The organism is Acinetobacter sp. 12966 (assembly GCF_031196995.1).
GTDB lineage: Bacteria > Pseudomonadota > Gammaproteobacteria > Pseudomonadales > Moraxellaceae > Acinetobacter > Acinetobacter geminorum.
This window is the reverse complement of record NZ_JAVIMC010000136.1, coordinates 40,480-58,995: the sequence shown is the minus strand read 5'-3', so window position 1 is coordinate 58,995 and position 18,516 is coordinate 40,480. Positions and strand designations below refer to the sequence as shown.

The window sequence follows — 18,516 nt, the reverse complement described above, 5'->3', positions numbered from 1 at the left end:
GTTATCCCCAATATATTTTTATAATATAGCAGAGATGTTTTAGATTTAACTCACCCCAAAATCGTTAAATCCACTATTTAAATATCCTTCAACTTCAAATAATTAAACCAATTCTCAACTTGATATTTTTTTGCGTCATAGGTCATGTTTATAAAAATATTTTGTATGTTGCATTGTCTAAAAAAGATACTATGATCAGTCTCATAAAAAGCATAAACTGAACATGAATACATGATTTTAAAATGATTCAAATCTACATATAACGATAAGCATAAGAGGAAGTAATATGGAACTTCCAATGACAATGTCATTACAAACAACATCCTTTGAAGAATTCATTACAGTCATTGCAGCTGCCCTTGGCTGTGGCTTATTAATCGGCTTAGAACGAGAGCGCAGTAAGCTCAAACACGAATATAAAACTTTCGCTGGTTTTAGATCTTTTGCAATTAGTGCTTTATTAGGCGCGATCTGTTTTTTATTCGGCACTTCAATTGGGATTGTTGGAGCTTTAATCATCGGTGCAATTAGCATCGTTTCCCTAAAAAATCAGCCAAATGACCCGGGCGTAACTACCGAACTCGCCTTTATTATGACTTATTTCATTGGGGCACTTTGTATTTGGAATATTTCGCTCGCTGCTGGCCTAGCTGTGATCATGACAACTATCTTAATAGCCAAGCAGTCTATGCATGGCATTGCCAGTCAGTGGATTACCGAATCGGAATTGCGTGATGGTATTTTTCTGCTTGCCTTACTTTTAATTGCTTTGCCTTTAGTTCCCAATAAGCCTTTTTGGGGACCAGTTCTAAATCCACATGTGATTTTAAAATTACTGACTTTAATTTTATTTGTGCAAGCACTCGCTCATATTGCAAAGCGATTACTCTCCTCTAAAAATGCTTTATTACTTTCTTCCTTAGCCTCTGGTTTTGTTTCAAGTACGGCGACCATTGCCAGTTTAGGTTTAGAAGTTCGTTCTGGTCGAGCAAATGCAAAGACCAATGCAGGTGCTGCATTGATGTCTTGCGTTTCAACACTGATTCAAACCTTAATTATTGTGATCGGTATTAGCTTTGCTTGGTTCAAGCTAATTATATTTCCTACACTTATTGCATTAATAGTTTTAGCAGTATGGGCCTTTATTTTATTACGTAAAGCCGAGCCTAGTACGGCTTCGCCCGAGCTTGACTCAAGAATGTTCAGCTTAAAAGAGGCCATTATTATTGCAGGTACACTTACCCTTATTCAGGCAGGTGTTTATGGTTTAAGTATATCTTTAGGCGATGCGGGATTAATCGCGGGAACGTTACTTGCTTCATTATTTGAAATACATGCAGCTATAGCAGCGGTCATTGTGCAAGGTGAACCTGATAGCGCACATAGGACATCCTTATTAATTGCCTTTTTAGGAGGCTTTGCAGTTCATGCACTTGCTAAAAGTGTGAATTCTGCAATTTCGGGCGGGCTACACTATGCCCTTGCTTTCGTTCCCGCCCAACTCATTCACATGGGGATATTGATTACTTTACTTTGGCTCAATATCCATTGGTTTTAAAAATTTCTATTGTGCAAGCGAAGAAGTCTTCACTACATCGATGACGGTAACTACAAATTGATCGACCTTAAAATGAATATCAAAGTTTGAAAATTTCATTTTATAGATTCGTTCAGGGTCTTCTTGATAAGCAGGCCGAGGATCTAAAGCTAACACTTGCTCAAGCTCATCAATATACTGCGAATCTATTTCTTTATTTTGCAGAAAATATTTTTGCGCTGTTAATGCAGCTTCAGTCCAAATGACTGCCTTTCGTTCAGGTTCTGCATGTGCATAACCACTTTGAGCCTCCGCAATTGCATCAGAATATTGAATATAGGGTTTGATATCTAAAATTGGGGTGCCATTTAACAAATCACTTCCTGTGACATAGACACGGACAGACTTCCCCACTTTTTCCACTTTATTAAGTTTTACGACTGAAAGCCCGATTGGAGAAGGTCTATACATACTTCGTGTAGCAAATACCCCAATTTTTTCATTACCACCTAAACGTGGCGGACGAACCTGTGGACGGAACTTATCTGCGCTGCCTTGATTTTTATTATTATGAAACTGCCAAACTAACCAGAGATGACTAAATTGCTCAATTCCCTCAAAGGCTAATAAGTCATTATATGGTTCTACCATATCAATATAAGACTCGATATTGACCAGATTAGGCTGGCGTGGAATACCAAATTTTTCACGATAGGGAGAGCACATATGGCCAATGATGGGTAAGGTGACAGAATTGATCATCACTTTTTCTTATAAACACAATTAAATATATTCAGTTTATCGGGAATGAAATTAGATTAGAATAGCAATCTGTTTTCTTTTAATCGTGATCGAGACCTTTAATGGCTGCTTTTAACGTTGAACGCATTACTCATGTTCACCACTGGAATGACACTCTTTTCAGTTTTAAAACTACACGCGACACTAGCTTACGTTTTAAAAATGGTCAGTTCGTAATGATCGGACTTGAAGTGAATGGCAAACCGTTAATGCGTGCGTATTCGATTGCAAGTGCAAACTACGAAGAAGAGTTAGAATTCTTCTCAATTAAAGTACAAGATGGTCCTTTAACTTCGATTTTGCAAAAAGTACAAGTTGGTGACGAAATCTTAGTTTCTAAAAAACCAACAGGTACTTTGGTTCATGATGACCTTTTACCAGGTAAAAACTTATACCTTTTATCTTCTGGTACTGGTCTTGCTCCATTCTTATCAATTATTCGTGATCCAGAAACTTACGAACGCTTTGAAAAAGTCATCGTTGTTCACGGTACACGCTATATTTCTGAATTAGCTTATCAAGACCTTATCTTGAACGAATTACCAAACCATGAATTCTTTGAAGAGTTAGGTATTAAAGATAAGCTTGTTTACTACCCTACTGTTACTCGTGAACCTTTTCACACTCAAGGCCGTGTAACAACTGCAATTGAAACTGGCGCTTTATTCGAAAAAATCGGTTTACCACGCTTCAACCGTGAAACTGACCGTGCAATGCTTTGCGGTAGCCCTGCATTCTTAAAAGACGTTGCTGCATTACTTGACCAACACGGTTTAGTTGAATCACCTCGTATGGGTGAAATGGGCGACTACGTCATTGAACGTGCGTTTGTAGAAAAATAATTTTTCTAGATATAAAAAACCGAGGCAAAGTCCTCGGTTTTTTTATGTCTGTTTTTACAACTTAATTGTGCCATCGATACAGGTGACAGCGGTTCCACCCACTAAAATTTTATCTTGATACAATTCAAGTTGAAGCTGTCCGTCTCGACCTACCGCACAACCTTGTGAAGAAAGTACGACATCATTTTGTGCAGGAAGAATCCCATAGTAACGAATAAATGAAGCTACGCTACCATTACCACTACCACAAACCGGATCTTCATTTATTCCACATGAAGGAGCAAATGAACGAACTTCTATGTGTTTTTGTTCATCATTATTTTCATGAAAACCAAAAATTGTCGCACCCGTAACTTTCATTTCTAAGTCATGTTCTTTTAAAGCAACAAAGTCTGGTTGGCTATCTAAAACAGCGTCAGCATTAACAGCTTGCAATACAATCCAGCGCGCCCCTACATCCACCAATGCAGCGTTCCATTGAGTATTAACTGCACATTTTAAAATTTCTGCTAATTTCTCAGTGTGCATTGCATCTAGTGGAGTAATTTTAGGCTTAGGTAGTTCAAATGAAATATGACTTGATTCACTCACAGTCAGAGTCACCAAACCAGCACCGCACTGCTGTACCAGCTTACCTTCTTTCGCTTTAATTAGACCAGCCTCAAGCAAAGCATAGGCAGTACCAATTGTAGGATGTCCTGCAAATGGCAATTCACTTTGTGGAGTAAAAATTCGAACCTGATAGTCAGCTTGTGAATCGGTCGCGGGGAGCACAAATGTGGTTTCAGAAAGATTGGTCCAGTTCGCAATTTCCTGCATCTGCTCAGATGTTAAGGTACTGGCATCCATAATAACTGCGACAGGATTACCTTTAAATGCGTGTGAAGTAAAAACATCAACTTGTTTAAATGCAACAACAGACATAGACCTCTCCTACTGATTTTAAAATTAAAAAATATGGCTTTTAAGTCCTTACCATTTTTTGATCTTACTGATTTATTTTTAATGGTCACAGTATCAATTAATATAAAAAATAATAGACACAGTTTTTAAGTTTAGATTTGCGTTAAATGAACTGATCAAAAGTAATCACAATATTTGAGATAAATAAGAGATCACTATAAAGTGTATCCATCGCTTTGTCTTTTTAATGAATTGATATGTACAAATATAAAGAAGTAAGTGATGACCTCACTCTTCAAATTCAGAATGGCAGGCAGCCTATTGGTTCTCGGCTGCCATCAATTCGAGATTGTGCCCAGCATTATCAGGTCAGTATTAACACCGTAAAAGAAGCTTATCGCCAGCTTGAAGATCAAGGTTTAATTTCAGTTCGCCCACAGTCTGGCTACTATGTTTGTCATGCGCCGTCCAACTTACTAGAACTCGAAGAGCGGTATGTCAGTGAAGAAAAAGTATCTCTTTCAGGAATTAGCTGTTTTCTCGCACAAATTGTTAAAAAGCAAATGGACCCCGACTATGTCAATTTGGCCCTAGCTTGCCCTTCTGGGGAAAATTTCTATCCAATTGAACGTTTAAAACGCTTAACTGCTCAAGTTTTACGGACACAACCAGACATTTTTAAAAACTATACTTTACCGCCCGGTTCTATACGTTTACGCACTCAAATTGCTAGGCGAAGCTTACAACTCGGTATGTTTCTTTCAGCAGATGATATTGTGCTCACTCATGGCACGATGGAGGCTTTAAGTCTCGCGATCATGGCAACAACTCAAGCGGGCGACAGTGTAGCGCTTGAGATTCCTACATTTCACAACCTGTACCCACTCCTTCATAATTTAGGTCGAAAAATTGTAGAAGTGCCGACCTCACCACATACAGGTATGTGCATAGATACTCTTGAAGAACTATTAAAATCTCAAAGTGTACAAGCCATTTTAACCATTCCAACAGGACACAATCCTCTCGGTTTTAGCATGCCTGAAAGTAACCGTCGTCGCTTGGCAGAGTTAGCTAATCAGTTTCGAGTTCCTGTCATTGAAGATGCGATGTATGCCGAATTGCAACTCACCGAGCCCCTCTTACCCAACATCAAAGCGTTTGACCAAAACGGATGGGTTTTGGTATGTGGTAGCTATACAAAGACTGTAGCACCCGACTATCGGATTGGTTGGTTAGAAGCTGGGCGCTTTCGTAATATTGTGCAGCAGCTTAAATTTACAACCACTGTTGCAGAGCCAGCTTTACTCACAGAAACTTTAGGACTTTTCTTAGAGAATGGTGGTTATGACCTGCATTTACGTCAACTCAAAAAACGCTATCAACAGCAAATTGACACCATCAAATCTTATATTTGCCGTTATTTTCCAAACGGTACTCGAGTCAGTCGTCCACAAGCAGGATTTATCCTATGGTTAGAACTACCCGAATCAATTGATACCCTAGAACTGTTTCACCAGGCAATGGATGAAAAAATCTTATGTATGCCGGGAGTTTTATGTTCGGCTGATAAACGTTTTAGTCATTGTTTAAGAATAGCAGCGTGTTTTGAGTTAAATCCCAAAATGTTAAATGCTTTGATGCGCTTAGGAGAGCTAGCAAAAAATATGCTGCCCGTACAAAAGGATAGGGGTCAAATCCCTACTAATTCAGTAGGTTGAATCCCAAATGTGGAGTTAATAAAATAAAACCATATATTTTTTATGCCTTTTATTTTATGAAAACTGAGCTTCTCTCTCCCGCAGGTTCACTTAAAAACATGCGCTATGCTTTTGCCTATGGTGCAGATGCTGTATATGCCGGCCAACCACGTTATAGCTTACGTGTTCGTAATAATGCTTTTGATCATGACAACTTAAAAATCGGAATTGATGAAGCGCATGCTTTGGGTAAAAAGTTTTATGTTGTAGTGAATATTCAACCACATAACAGTAAATTAAAAAACTTTATTCGTGATCTTGAACCTATTGTAGCGATGCAACCAGACGCTCTTATTATGTCTGATCCGGGCTTAATTATGATGGTGCGTGAGCATTTTCCTGATGTGCAAATTCATCTATCGGTTCAAGCCAACGCCATTAACTGGGCCACTGTTAAATTTTGGAAAGACTACGGTCTAAGCCGCGTGATTTTATCGCGTGAGTTATCTTTAGAAGAAATAGAAGAAATCCAGCAACACGTACCAGATATTGAACTCGAAGTTTTTGTACATGGTGCACTATGCATGGCCTACTCAGGCCGCTGCCTACTTTCTGGTTATATGAATAAACGTGATGCCAACCAAGGTGCTTGTACCAATGCTTGCCGTTGGGACTATAAGTTGCATGAAGCCCAAGAAGATGCAAATGGAGATGTGATTCCAGTTACTCAGCTCAACGCGTCAGAAAAGTCTTACTGCTCATCAGCACAATCAGAAACAACCTCGGCTCAAACGCTGCTGGTACAACGCAATGATGAAGAAATGTTTGCGGCTGAAGAAGATGAACACGGCACCTATTTTATGAACTCTAAAGATTTACGTGCGGTACAGCATGTAGATCGTTTAACCAAAATGGGCATCGCCTCACTCAAAATTGAAGGTCGTACTAAATCATATTTTTACTGTGCCCGTACTGCCCAAATTTATCGAAAAGCTATTGATGATGCTTTAGCAGGCAAACCATTTGACCCAAGCTTAATGTCTCAGCTCGAAGGTTTGGCAAATCGTGGTTATACCGAAGGCTTTTTAAGACGTCATGTACACAGTGAATATCAAAACTATGCCGATGGTTCATCGCATTTCGACTACCAACAATTTTGTGGAGAGGTTTTAGAACGTCACGGCGATTATATCCGCATCGAAGTTAAAAACCGTTTTGTAGTGGGCGACTCACTTGAGCTGATGACGCTTCAAGGCAATATCACCTTTACCTTAAACGAAATGCGCGATTTAAAAGGTAACCCAATTACAGATGCTAAAGGTTCGGGGCATTTTATTGAGATTCCACTCTCACAAGATGTTGATGTTAGTTATGCCCTACTCATACGCAATTTGCCTCATGCCAAGGAAAACATTACTGCCTCTACATTAGCTTATTCAGCGAGTTGAAAATGGCGCTTTTGATTACGAATGACTGTATCAATTGTGATATGTGCTTACCAGAATGCCCCAACAACGCCATTTTTGAAGGGAACAAAGTTTATGAGATTGATCCACTGCGTTGTACCGAGTGTGTAGGCTTTTATGATACTCCAACCTGTAAAGCGGTTTGCCCTATCGATTGTATAACACCAGACCCTGCGCATATTGAAAATAAAGAGCAACTGCTAGAGAAATTTAAAGGGTTAAATTTACTCGGCTAATCTATCTTTAAAAAGTCTATAGAGGATCAGGCTAAAGTTACTGATCCTCTTCAATGACTAAGCTGCTCAATGAATAAATAAACGAATAAATAGCTGAGACCACTTTGCTAATGATAAAATCAAATGATCAGTTTGGTTTAACGGTGTCTTGGTACCAAAAAAATTGAATAATCGTTAAAGCTGATCTAACCATTTCAACATTTCATATAGATTGATTAAAACTCTTTCTGGCGTAGCTCCCCATGTCTTATCTTTATTTAGCAATTGCGATTGCTTGTGAAGTCGTTGCAACTTCCGCTTTAAAAGCATCTCAAGGTTTTACTGTTCCCATTCCGTCCATCGTTACGGTAGTGGGCTATGCGATTGCTTTTTATTTATTATCCCTGACGCTAAAAACAATTCCGATCGGGATCGCATACGCTATTTGGTCGGGCGCAGGTATTATTTTAATTTCTGCAATAGGCTGGATATTTTACAAACAGCATTTAGACTTAGCTGCATGCATTGGTCTTACTTTAATGATTGCAGGTATTGTGATTATTAATGTGTTTTCTAAAAATACTCATCTATAAATATAATTAAAAAGCAACCGAGTACGATGCGAATCCTTTTTTTAAAAATTCCACCATACTCGGTATGAACAGCTTATTTCAAACTGCCCGTCAAAAATTGTTTTAAACGCTCACTTTTCGGATTATTGAGTACTTCATCCGGATGGCCCTGTTCCTCAATTTTTCCTTGATGCAAAAAAATCACTTGATTAGAGACATGACGCGCGAAGCCCATTTCATGTGTCACCACAATCATGGTCCGCCCTTCTTCAGCCAAGCCCTGCATAACCTTTAGTACTTCACCCACCAACTCTGGATCAAGCGCGCTGGTTGGTTCATCAAACAACATAACTTCCGGTTCCATAGCCAAAGCACGGGCAATTGCTACACGTTGCTGCTGACCACCAGATAAAAATGCCGGATATTTAGTTTCAACACTTTCAGGTAACCCAACTTTACGCAGATATTTGCGTGCACGCTCTTCTGCTTCAGCACGTTTTACCCCAAGTACGTGAATCGGCCCTTCAATGACATTTTCTAGCACTGTCATGTGTGACCACAAATTAAAATGCTGAAATACCATCATGAGCTGGGTACGCATTTTTTGTAGTTGCTTTGGTTCGACTACTTTTAAATTGCCTTTTTTATCAAAGACTGTACGCAGTTTTTCACCATTAAGCTTAATGGTGCCATTGCTCGGTTGTTCCAAAAAGTTAATACAACGCAGCAAGGTACTTTTACCTGAACCCGATGAACCAATGATACTAATTACATCACCGGCATTTGCATCAAGTGATATTCCTTTAAGCACTTCATGATCGCCGAATGTCTTGTGTAAATCGCGAATCACTAGTTTTGCAACTTGTTCCATTTATGTCTCCTAATGATTCGATGGCTTTAAAAATGCCAACCAACGTTTTTCCAACTTACGAAATATCCAAATCAAAATAAATGCCAGCATTGCATACAACACCGCGGCAATTCCAAAAGCATTGAAAGTGTCATAGGTTGCCGCATTCACATCACGCGCAATTTTTAAAATATCAGGAACTGTTGCTGTAAATGCAATGGTTGTCGCATGCAACATTAAAATGACTTCATTGCCGTAAAATGGTAAAGCACGGCGTAACATCGACGGAATGATAATGCGAGTGTATCGTTTCCATTTTGACATACCGAAAGCTTGTGCAGCCTCAATCTCGCCATGTGGAATAGAACGAATCGCCCCAGCGAAGATTTCAGTGGTATATGCACCAGTATTGAGCGCAAATGCCAAAATCGTGCAATTTATGCCCTCTCGAAAAAAAGCATCAAGAGTCTGGTGTTCATGGATGTAATCAAAGCTGTAAATACCTGAGTAAATAATCAGCAATTGAATATAAAGTGGTGTGCCACGAAAAACATAGGTATATAACCAAACTGGGCCACGCAACCAAAAGTTTTCCGATACTAGTGCAAGTGACAAGGGCACAGCAAGCACAAAACCAATACCAATAGAAAGCACCAATAACCAAGCAGTCATCGCGACACCGGTCATTTGTAAACCATCGGTCCAAAGGTAGGCCTGCCAATATTGTTGAAGGATTTCAATCATAATTGTCCCTTCCTTACACCAGCAGAATAACGACGTTCAAGCCACATTAAAATCAGATTCGACACTGTTGTAATTGCCAAATAGATCGCAGCAGCTACGATGCTGAAAAAGAACAGTTGCATGGTACTTCTACCCGCATCTTGCGTAATTTTTACAATGTCAGTCAGGCCAATAATAGAAACTAGTGCTGTCGCCTTAATTAAAACTTGCCAGTTATTACCAATACCAGGCAGCGCAAAACGCATCATTTGAGGGAATAACACTCGGTGAAAAACCTGCCAAGGCGACATACCATAAGCCATTGCTGCCTCAATTTGGCCTTTTGGAACCGATTGAAATGCACCACGAAAGGTCTCGGTAAAATATGCACCATAAATGAACGCTAAAGTAATCACACCCGCCACAAATGGGTTGATATCAATTTGGTCCATTTGCAGTGCTTCAGTAATTTGGTTAAGCCCCAACTGCAAGCTATAAAATAACAGCAGCATAATGACCAAATCAGGCACACTTCGAATGAGTGTAGTGTAAACTGTTGCTATATAACGTAAAATTTTAATATTTGAGAGTTTTGAGCTCGCACCAATTAAGCCAATAATCACAGAAAGTAAAAGTGACAACAACGCAAGCTGTATGGTCATCCATGTCCCGCTGAGCAGGAGTGGCCCAAAGCCAGAAAAAAACATGACTCATCTTCTCCTTAAAAACAATATCTAATATTGATGAGATGAGAATAGATCTAAAAATGTCGGCACTAAGCCGACATTTTTCACATCATTAGTAAATGCTAAAGGAGAAATATTTTTTCTCGAGCTTTTTGTATGTCCCATCTGCAATGATTGCAGCAAGCGCTTTATTAATATTAGCTTTTAAATCTGCATCTTCTTTGCGTAAACCAATAGCTGCACCTACACCTAGTGTTTTTGCATCAACCACATTGCCACCAGCAAAACTGAAGTTTTTGCCTTTTGCTTGTTTTAAGAAAGCACCGTCAACCATAATTGCATCTTGTAAAGTTGCATCTAAACGACCTGACATCATGTCTTGATAAATCAAATCTTGGACTGGATAAGGTACAACCGTTACACCTTTTGGCGCCCAATAGGTTTTAGCATAAGTTTCTTGAATTGTGCCCTGTTGTACACCGACACGTTTACCTTTCAAAGAGGCAGCGGTAGGCAATAAAGGCGAGCCTTTTTTTGCAACCATACGGGTTGGTGTATTGTAGATTTTGCTACTAAATGCAATTTGTTTTGCACGCTCATCAGTGACGGTCATTGATGAAAGAATGCCATCAAATTTTTTCGCTTTAAGTGCTGGAATCATCCCATCAAAAGAGTTTTCAACCCAAACACATTTGGCTTTGAGTTTTGCACAAATTGCATTACCCAAATCAACATCAAAACCAGTTAACTTGCCATCTGGTGTTTTATATTCAAACGGCGCATAAGACGACTCAGTACCAAAACGAATCACCTTCCAATCCTTTGCTTGAACATTCGTTGCAACAGCAGCCAAAACTAAGGTTGTTGAAACGAACATTTTTTTCATAAAGCTTGCCATCTTGAAGCTTCTCCTTAAAATCCTAATAAGGTGATAAAAACTTGAGCAATTTCTAAATTACTCTTCTGCCGAAATAATTGCAATTTCTATACCAGTAAATTAAGGATTTATGAAGGTGTCTAAACAATGGACTCTATTAACTGTTTAAATGTTGAAAAATCACTCAAATTTTAAGCTAGTTTTTAAGTGTGTAAGCTTCCGCCATATTTTCATTTTCGACCAATGTCCGAATGGTATATTCATGGTTAAGTTCTTTGGCACTGGCAAATTCACATTTTTGATCCAATGACATTGAACAACCACTCAACAATGGACAACCTGCAAATAATTCAGCGACCCAATCTACGAAGACTCGAACTTTAGGCGATAAATGACGATTTTGTAGATAAACGACTGATATTGGCATAGGTGCAGGTAACCATTCAGTCAATACTTCCCTAAGTGCACCAGATTCTAAATGTTTTGCTACCATGTAATATGGACATTGAATTAAGCCAAAACCTTGCACTGCCAAATCAATATATGAATCACCATCGTTGACAGAAACACGCCCTTTCACACCAACGCTATGAATCTCACCGTTCACCATGAAATCCCAGTCGATATTGCGTCCTGTACGGCTGTTAAAGTAATGCACGACCTGATGTTTTTGTAGATCCTCAATGGTTTTGGGTTCCCCATGCTCCATCAAATAACGTGGTGCAGCAACCGTCACACACTGAATTGTTCCGATACGGCGCGCAACTAAACTTGAATCTTTAAGTTGACCAATACGAATGACACAGTCCACCGCATCTTGAACCAAATCGACCGGACGATCACTCATTCCAATCACCAAATCAATATCAGGATACTTGGAATGAAAATCACAAAGCATCGGAATCAGAATCAGCCGCCCAATTGAAGCTTTAACATCAATACGCAGTCGTCCTCGTGGCCCACGTTCCGAATCATGGAAAGTTGATTCTACGTCTTCGACATCAGCTAAAATTCGTGAAGTACGCTCATAATAAACCGCACCATCCGGTGTCAAACTAAGTTTACGGGTTGTTCGATTAAGCAATCGAACCTGTAAATGTTTCTCTAAAGCCTGAATGGTTATAGTCACTGAAGCACGCGGTAGGCCTAAACTGTCAGCCGCTAAACTGAAACTATTTGTTTCGACAACTTTGTTAAATACTTTCATGGCATGAAATAGATCCACACGCACACTCCTATCAATCAATGCATTTTTTAATCAAACACATCAATTGTTATAAAAATACGAATAGTGTTATCGAATTTAATATATTTATTCGTGATTGACAAACTTTTATGCTCCGTCCATCCCATAAACCCTGTTTCTCCCATACGGACCAAAACTAAAAGTCTGAAAACAGGTATCCAAATAACTAGGAGCACCTCATGTCATTTTCCCGCAAACAGTTCGCACTGTCTGCCATCTTTGTTGCCCTCTTAGCAACAGGAGGCAGTTTTATGTTTTTACATGAAAATGCCGATGCAAAAGCTGCACCGACCTCTGCCCAACAAGCTGCAACTGTTGATATTTCTAATGTCATCAGCAAAACCATTACAGACTGGCAAGAATATTCCGGTCGCTTAGAAGCCATTGATCAAATCGATATTCGGCCTCAAGTTTCCGGCAAACTGATTGCCGTACACTTCAAAGATGGAAGCCTCGTTAAAAAAGGCGATTTACTTTTTACAATTGATCCACGGCCTTTCGAGGCAGAACTGAATCGTGCCCAAGCACAACTCGCTTCAGCTGAAGCACAAGTCACTTATACGGGTTCTAATCTTTCTCGTATTCAACGTTTAATTCAAAGTAATGCTGTCTCACGTCAAGAACTAGATTTAGCTCAAAATGATGCTCGCTCAGCCAGTGCCAACCTACAAGCAGCTAGAGCAGCCGTTCAATCTGCCCGTTTAAATCTTGAGTACACCCGTATTACAGCACCAGTTAGTGGTCGAATTTCCCGTGCCGAAGTAACAGTCGGCAATGTAGTCTCTGCGGGTAACGGTGCACAAGTCTTAACAAGTTTAGTATCTGTCTCTCGCCTCTATGCATCTTTCGATGTTGATGAACAAACTTATCTGAAATATATCAGTAATCAGCGCAACTCAGCACAAGTTCCTGTTTATATGGGACTTGCCAATGAAACTGGTTTCTCTCGCGAAGGTACGATCAACTCAATTGACAATAACCTAGATGCAACCTCGGGTACGATTCGTGTTCGCGCGACTTTTGATAATCCAAATGGGGTTTTATTACCGGGCTTATATGCACGAATCCGTTTAGGCGGTGGTCAACCTCGTTCAGCAATTCTGATTAGCCCAACCGCAGTTGGGGTCGATCAAGATAAACGCTTTGTCGTAGTAGTTGATGCTAAAAATCAGACGGCCTACCGTGAAGTAAAACTCGGTGCACAACAAGATGGTTTGCAAATCGTGAATAGCGGACTACAAGCAGGTGATCGTATTGTGGTGAACGGTTTACAGCGAATTCGTCCGGGTGACCCTGTTACGCCACACCTCGTTCCGATGCCAAATGCGCAAATCACTGCTAACGCTACTCCTCCTCAACCTCAGCCAACAGATAAAACATCAACTCCGGCAAAAGGTTAATCACATATGAATATTTCTAAATTTTTTATTGATCGGCCGATCTTTGCTGGTGTTTTATCAGTACTGATTTTACTCGCCGGTCTGCTTTCGGTATTCCAATTACCGATTTCTGAATACCCAGAAGTTGTTCCGCCCTCTGTGGTGGTACGTGCTCAATATCCGGGTGCAAACCCTAAAGTGATTGCTGAAACCGTTGCCTCTCCGCTTGAAGAATCAATCAACGGCGTCGAAGACATGTTGTATATGCAATCTCAGGCTAACAGCGACGGTAATTTAACCATTACGGTGAACTTTAAGCTCGGTATCGACCCAGACAAAGCGCAACAACTGGTTCAAAACCGTGTATCTCAGGCTATGCCTCGTTTACCTGAAGATGTACAGCGCTTAGGTGTTACTACTTTAAAAAGCTCACCGACTTTAACCATGGTAGTGCATCTGACCTCACCAGATAGTCGCTATGACATGACCTACTTACGCAACTATGCGGTACTCAACGTAAAAGACCGTTTAGCGCGTTTACAAGGGGTTGGTGAAGTCGGATTATTTGGTTCTGGTGACTACGCGATGCGTGTATGGCTCGACCCGCAAAAAGTAGCACAGCGCAACCTCACCGCGACCGAAATTGTGAATGCAATCCGTGAACAAAACATTCAGGTTGCAGCGGGTACAATCGGTGCATCCCCAAGTAATTCACCTTTACAGCTTTCAGTCAATGCTCAAGGCCGCTTAACGACTGAGCAAGAATTCGCAGATATCATTTTAAAAACTGCACCCGACGGCGCGGTTACCCGATTGGGTGATGTTGCTCGTGTTGAACTCGCAGCTTCACAATATGGCTTACGTTCATTACTCGATAATAAACAAGCAGTCGCGATTCCAATTTTCCAAGCTCCGGGTGCGAATGCTTTGCAAGTTTCTGATCAAGTGCGTAGCACGATGAAGGAGCTTTCAAAAGATTTTCCATCTTCAATTAAATACGACATTGTTTATGACCCGACTCAATTCGTACGTGCCAGTATTAAAGCAGTAGTTCATACCTTACTTGAAGCAATTGCACTGGTTGTTGTGGTTGTTATTTTATTCTTACAAACATGGCGTGCCTCAATCATTCCATTGCTTGCTGTACCAGTTTCAATTATTGGTACATTCGCGCTCATGCTCACTTTTGGTTACTCAATCAATGCACTATCACTATTCGGGATGGTACTTGCCATCGGCATTGTGGTCGATGACGCGATTGTCGTTGTCGAAAATGTCGAGAGGAATATTGAAGCAGGTTTAAGCCCAAGAGATGCAACTTATCGCGCCATGCGAGAAGTGAGCGGACCGATTATTGCCATTGCTTTAACGCTGGTTGCCGTGTTCGTTCCCCTTGCCTTTATGACAGGCTTAACAGGGCAATTTTATAAACAATTTGCCATGACGATTGCCATTTCAACGGTCATTTCGGCATTTAACTCCCTTACCCTATCTCCTGCTTTGGCAGCCATGTTACTAAAAGGACATGATGCTAAACCTGATGCATTAACACGCATTATGAACCGTGTATTCGGACGTTTCTTTGCGCTGTTTAACCGTGTATTTACACGCGCTTCAGACAACTATGGTAAAGGTGTAAGTCGTGTTATCTCTCATAAAGCTTCGGCAATGGGTGTCTATGCAGTACTCCTAGGTTTAACCGTTGGGATTTCTTATATTGTTCCAGGTGGCTTCGTACCTGCTCAAGACAAGCAATACTTGATTAGCTTTGCTCAACTACCAAATGGCGCTTCATTAGATCGTACTGAAGCGGTGATTCGCAAAATGAGTGACACTGCACTTAAACAGCCTGGTGTAGAAAGTGCTGTTGCCTTCCCAGGCCTCTCAATTAATGGTTTCACTAATAGCTCTAGCGCAGGTATTGTCTTTGTGACTTTAAAGCCATTCGACGAACGTAAGGCTAAAGACTTATCTGCAAATGCAATTGCTGGTGCTCTTAACCAGAAATATTCAGCTATTCAAGATGCCTATATTGCAGTTTTCCCACCACCACCAGTGATGGGCTTAGGGACCATGGGCGGCTTTAAACTACAACTTGAAGACCGAAGTGCCTTAGGCTATTCAGCCTTGAATGATGCTGCACAAAACTTTATGAAAGCAGCACAATCAGCCCCTGAACTTGGTCCAATGTTCTCAAGTTATCAAATTAACGTACCTCAACTCAATGTAGATCTGGACCGTGTAAAAGCTAAACAGCAAGGTGTTGCCGTGACAGATGTTTTCAACACCATGCAGATTTATTTAGGCTCTCAGTACGTTAACGACTTTAACCGCTTTGGACGTGTTTATCAGGTTCGTGCACAAGCCGATGCGCCTTTCCGTGCGAACCCTGAAGATATTTTGCAGCTTAAAACCCGAAACAGTGCCGGACAAATGGTGCCGTTATCTTCATTGGTAAATGTAACTCAAACCTATGGTCCTGAAATGGTCGTTCGTTATAACGGCTATACCTCAGCAGATATTAACGGCGGCCCTGCACCAGGTTATTCATCTAGCCAAGCAGAAGCGGCGGTTGAACGTATTGCTGCTCAAACTCTACCACGTGGTATCAAGTTTGAATGGACAGATTTAACTTACCAAAAAATCTTGGCTGGTAATGCAGGACTCTGGGTATTCCCAATTAGTGTCTTACTGGTGTTCTTAGTTTTAGCTGCTCAATATGAAAGTCTAACTTTACCTTTAGCTGTAATTTTAATTGTACCAATGGGAATCTTGGCGGCTCTGACAGGTGTCTGGCTGACAGGTGGAGATAACAACATCTTTACCCAAATCGGTTTGATGGTACTGGTCGGACTGGCCTGCAAAAATGCCATCTTAATTGTCGAGTTTGCACGGGAACTTGAAATGCAAGGTGCGACTGCATTCAAAGCTGCTGTTGAAGCAAGTCGTCTACGTTTACGCCCAATTTTAATGACTTCTATTGCATTCATTATGGGTGTTGTACCGCTTGTTACCTCAACTGGTGCAGGGTCTGAAATGCGTCATGCCATGGGCATTGCAGTGTTCTTCGGCATGATCGGTGTAACGTTGTTTGGTTTGTTCCTGACCCCTGCCTTTTATGTCCTGATTCGTACACTGAACAGCAAACATAAATTGCATTCGGCAGCAGTTCATGAAGCACCTTTATCTACCCCACATGATCATTAAGGAGGACATTTGATGGCTACAGCAAAACAAAGCTTATTATTGTCCTCACTCATGGGAAGCCTGCTGCTTGCAGGCTGCTCTTTGGCTCCGGAATATCAACCTGCAAAGGTCATAGTTCCCGTCAAATTTAAAGAGTCTGACCCTAAACTTGAGGATAATAACTGGAAAATTGCCCAACCTGCCGATCAGCAGGTTCGAGGTGAATGGTGGCGTGTTTTTAATGATGTTCAATTAAATGAGCTAGAACAACAAGCGATTGCCGGCAACCAAAGTCTAAAAGCCGCAGCTGCTAATATTCAAGCTTCCCGCGCATTACGTTCAGCAGCACAAGCTGAACGCTTGCCAAGTATTCGTGCTGGCTTTGGTCCAACTCGGCAAAAACCTTCTCCCGCTTCATTGGGTCTAGATGACAATACTCATACGTCTGCACAGACCTTATGGCGTGCTCAAGCCAATGTTTCATATGAGCTCGATTTATTTGGCCGTATTGCCAGTAGTGTCAATGCAGCAACAGCTGATGTACAGCAACAAGAAGCTCTATATCAATCGGCGCTTTTAGCGTTACAGGCAGATGTTGCCCAAGGATACTTTCTCATTCGTCAGCTTGATGCCGAACAAGCAATTTATAATCGCACCATTAAGTTACTTGGCGAGACACGCGACTTAGTTCAAACACGTTTTAGAAATGGTTTAGTCAGTGAATTAGATGTTTCTCGCGCACAGACCGAACTTGCTACAGCACAAACGAGCGCATTAAATATTGCTCGTAACAGAGCCAATGCAGAGCATGCACTTGCAGTATTGTTAGGCAAAACACCAGCTGAGTTTAGCTTGGCAGTTCAACCTTTAACTGCAAACAGCATTCGTCTTCCAGCAGGTTTACCTTCGGCTTTACTTGAAAGACGACCTGACATTGCGGCTGCCGAGCGTGCTATGGCAGCAGATAATGCACGTATTGGAATTGCGCGTGCTGCTTTCTTCCCAAAACTGGACCTAACTGGTGCTCTCGGTTATGAATCATCAAGTTTAGGTGAGTTGGGTAAATGGTCGAGCCGTACATTCTTGCTTGGTCCAGTGGCAGGTACAATTTTATCTTTGCCATTATTTGACGGCGGGCAACGTAAGGCTGGAATTGCTCAAGCACGAGCTGCTTATGAAGAAAGCGTTGCAAACTATCGCCAAACTGTATTGAATGCATTTCGCGAAGTTGAAAATGGTTTATCAGATCAAAGAATACTTGATCAGCAAATTCAGGCTCAAAGCCAAGCACTCTCTTCTTCTCGTCATGCAAATCAATTGTCTCATTTACGTTATCGAGAAGGTGCGATTAGCTATCTTGATGTGATTGACTCAGATCGGACTATTTTGCAACAAGAGCAACTTTCTGCACAGCTAAACGGCAGTAGAATGATGGCTAGTGTAGATTTAATCCGCGCATTAGGGGGTGGATGGCAGGCTGTTTCAACTAACTAACGTGACATAAAAAAAGCGCCATACGGCGCTTTTTTTATATTT

General features: G+C 40.9%; 16 protein-coding genes. 9 read left to right on the top strand and 7 right to left on the bottom strand.

Annotated features, from left to right (window positions below; all coding sequences use genetic code 11):
- Positions 1-286 precede the first annotated feature (286 nt).
- On the top strand, positions 287-1,558 hold the full coding sequence (locus RFW85_RS19125; protein WP_170248648.1) for a DUF4010 domain-containing protein: 1,272 nt from the start codon (positions 287-289) through the stop codon (positions 1,556-1,558).
- Between the two features lie 6 nt (positions 1,559-1,564).
- Here RFW85_RS19125 and tsaA read toward each other — a convergent pair whose 3' ends face one another.
- Positions 1,565-2,299 carry a tRNA (N6-threonylcarbamoyladenosine(37)-N6)-methyltransferase TrmO gene (gene tsaA / locus RFW85_RS19120; protein WP_170248649.1) on the bottom strand — a complete coding sequence of 245 codons (735 nt, stop codon included), beginning with the start codon at positions 2,297-2,299 and terminating at the stop codon, positions 1,565-1,567.
- 101 nt (positions 2,300-2,400) lie between these two features.
- Here tsaA and RFW85_RS19115 point away from each other — a divergent pair, with 101 nt between their 5' ends.
- Positions 2,401-3,180, top strand: coding sequence for a ferredoxin--NADP reductase (locus RFW85_RS19115; RefSeq protein ID WP_002118187.1), 780 nt, complete (start codon positions 2,401-2,403; stop codon positions 3,178-3,180).
- A 54-nt stretch (positions 3,181-3,234) separates the two neighbouring features.
- Here the strand turns inward: RFW85_RS19115 and RFW85_RS19110 are convergent, their stop codons facing one another.
- Positions 3,235-4,104: a PhzF family phenazine biosynthesis protein gene (locus RFW85_RS19110; RefSeq protein ID WP_170248650.1), complete on the bottom strand. Its 870-nt coding sequence runs from the start codon at positions 4,102-4,104 to the stop codon at positions 3,235-3,237.
- 230 nt (positions 4,105-4,334) lie between these two features.
- Here RFW85_RS19110 and RFW85_RS19105 point away from each other — a divergent pair, with 230 nt between their 5' ends.
- The 4 genes from RFW85_RS19105 to abeS all read left to right on the top strand — a co-directional run bounded on the left by RFW85_RS19105 (position 4,335) and on the right by abeS (position 8,054).
- A complete protein-coding gene (locus RFW85_RS19105) occupies positions 4,335-5,801 on the top strand; it encodes a PLP-dependent aminotransferase family protein (protein WP_170248720.1) in 1,467 nt (488 codons plus the stop codon).
- 56 nt (positions 5,802-5,857) lie between these two features.
- On the top strand, positions 5,858-7,228 hold the full coding sequence (gene yegQ, locus RFW85_RS19100) for a tRNA 5-hydroxyuridine modification protein YegQ (RefSeq protein ID WP_309171798.1): 1,371 nt from the start codon (positions 5,858-5,860) through the stop codon (positions 7,226-7,228).
- Between the two features lie 2 nt (positions 7,229-7,230).
- A complete protein-coding gene (locus RFW85_RS19095; RefSeq protein ID WP_170248652.1) occupies positions 7,231-7,482 on the top strand; it encodes a YfhL family 4Fe-4S dicluster ferredoxin in 252 nt (83 codons plus the stop codon).
- Between the two features lie 242 nt (positions 7,483-7,724).
- Positions 7,725-8,054 carry a multidrug efflux SMR transporter AbeS gene (gene abeS / locus RFW85_RS19090; RefSeq protein WP_017402972.1) on the top strand — a complete coding sequence of 110 codons (330 nt, stop codon included), beginning with the start codon at positions 7,725-7,727 and terminating at the stop codon, positions 8,052-8,054.
- A gap of 73 nt (positions 8,055-8,127) precedes the next feature.
- Here the strand turns inward: abeS and RFW85_RS19085 are convergent, their stop codons facing one another.
- The 5 genes from RFW85_RS19085 to RFW85_RS19065 form a co-directional block, all read right to left on the bottom strand.
- Entirely contained in the window at positions 8,128-8,904 is a 777-nt protein-coding gene (locus tag RFW85_RS19085; RefSeq protein ID WP_170248653.1) for an ABC transporter ATP-binding protein, read from the bottom strand.
- Positions 8,905-8,913: 9 nt separating this feature from the next.
- On the bottom strand, positions 8,914-9,627 hold the full coding sequence (locus RFW85_RS19080; RefSeq protein ID WP_170248654.1) for an ABC transporter permease: 714 nt from the start codon (positions 9,625-9,627) through the stop codon (positions 8,914-8,916).
- Positions 9,624-10,313, bottom strand: a complete 690-nt coding sequence (locus RFW85_RS19075; RefSeq protein ID WP_170248655.1) for an ABC transporter permease — start codon at positions 10,311-10,313, stop codon at positions 9,624-9,626. The genes RFW85_RS19080 and RFW85_RS19075 overlap by 4 nt, the downstream gene beginning before the upstream one ends.
- A 91-nt stretch (positions 10,314-10,404) precedes the next feature.
- Positions 10,405-11,190 carry an ABC transporter substrate-binding protein gene (locus RFW85_RS19070; RefSeq protein WP_005068246.1) on the bottom strand — a complete coding sequence of 262 codons (786 nt, stop codon included), beginning with the start codon at positions 11,188-11,190 and terminating at the stop codon, positions 10,405-10,407.
- A 175-nt stretch (positions 11,191-11,365) separates the two neighbouring features.
- On the bottom strand, positions 11,366-12,394 hold the full coding sequence (locus RFW85_RS19065; protein ID WP_170248656.1) for a LysR family transcriptional regulator: 1,029 nt from the start codon (positions 12,392-12,394) through the stop codon (positions 11,366-11,368).
- Between the two features lie 200 nt (positions 12,395-12,594).
- On the opposite strand from RFW85_RS19065, the gene adeF reads away from it, so the two are divergent.
- The 3 genes from adeF to RFW85_RS19050 are packed head-to-tail and all read left to right on the top strand — an operon-like array spanning position 12,595 to position 18,474.
- Entirely contained in the window at positions 12,595-13,815 is a 1,221-nt protein-coding gene (adeF, locus tag RFW85_RS19060) for a multidrug efflux RND transporter periplasmic adaptor subunit AdeF (RefSeq protein WP_170248657.1), read from the top strand.
- A gap of 6 nt (positions 13,816-13,821) precedes the next feature.
- Complete coding sequence (adeG, locus tag RFW85_RS19055) at positions 13,822-17,001, top strand: multidrug efflux RND transporter permease subunit AdeG (protein ID WP_170248658.1); 3,180 nt, start codon at positions 13,822-13,824, stop codon at positions 16,999-17,001.
- Positions 17,002-17,013: 12 nt separating this feature from the next.
- A complete protein-coding gene (locus tag RFW85_RS19050) occupies positions 17,014-18,474 on the top strand; it encodes an efflux transporter outer membrane subunit (protein ID WP_170248659.1) in 1,461 nt (486 codons plus the stop codon).
- Positions 18,475-18,516: the final 42 nt, after the last annotated feature.

Excerpts from the sequence above, each read along its gene's own strand:
- RFW85_RS19125 (WP_170248648.1), top strand. The coding sequence starts at position 287 with ATGGAACTTCCAATGACAATGTCATTACAAACAACATCCTTTGAAGAA.
- tsaA (WP_170248649.1), bottom strand. The coding sequence starts at position 2,299 with ATGATCAATTCTGTCACCTTACCCATCATTGGCCATATGTGCTCTCCC.
- RFW85_RS19115 (WP_002118187.1), top strand. The coding sequence starts at position 2,401 with ATGGCTGCTTTTAACGTTGAACGCATTACTCATGTTCACCACTGGAAT.
- RFW85_RS19110 (WP_170248650.1), bottom strand. The coding sequence starts at position 4,104 with ATGTCTGTTGTTGCATTTAAACAAGTTGATGTTTTTACTTCACACGCA.
- yegQ (WP_309171798.1), top strand. The coding sequence starts at position 5,858 with ATGAAAACTGAGCTTCTCTCTCCCGCAGGTTCACTTAAAAACATGCGC.
- RFW85_RS19095 (WP_170248652.1), top strand. The coding sequence starts at position 7,231 with ATGGCGCTTTTGATTACGAATGACTGTATCAATTGTGATATGTGCTTA.
- abeS (WP_017402972.1), top strand. The coding sequence starts at position 7,725 with ATGTCTTATCTTTATTTAGCAATTGCGATTGCTTGTGAAGTCGTTGCA.
- RFW85_RS19085 (WP_170248653.1), bottom strand. The coding sequence starts at position 8,904 with ATGGAACAAGTTGCAAAACTAGTGATTCGCGATTTACACAAGACATTC.
- RFW85_RS19080 (WP_170248654.1), bottom strand. The coding sequence starts at position 9,627 with ATGATTGAAATCCTTCAACAATATTGGCAGGCCTACCTTTGGACCGAT.
- RFW85_RS19075 (WP_170248655.1), bottom strand. The coding sequence starts at position 10,313 with ATGTTTTTTTCTGGCTTTGGGCCACTCCTGCTCAGCGGGACATGGATG.
- RFW85_RS19070 (WP_005068246.1), bottom strand. The coding sequence starts at position 11,190 with ATGGCAAGCTTTATGAAAAAAATGTTCGTTTCAACAACCTTAGTTTTG.
- adeF (WP_170248657.1), top strand. The coding sequence starts at position 12,595 with ATGTCATTTTCCCGCAAACAGTTCGCACTGTCTGCCATCTTTGTTGCC.
- adeG (WP_170248658.1), top strand. The coding sequence starts at position 13,822 with ATGAATATTTCTAAATTTTTTATTGATCGGCCGATCTTTGCTGGTGTT.
- RFW85_RS19050 (WP_170248659.1), top strand. The coding sequence starts at position 17,014 with ATGGCTACAGCAAAACAAAGCTTATTATTGTCCTCACTCATGGGAAGC.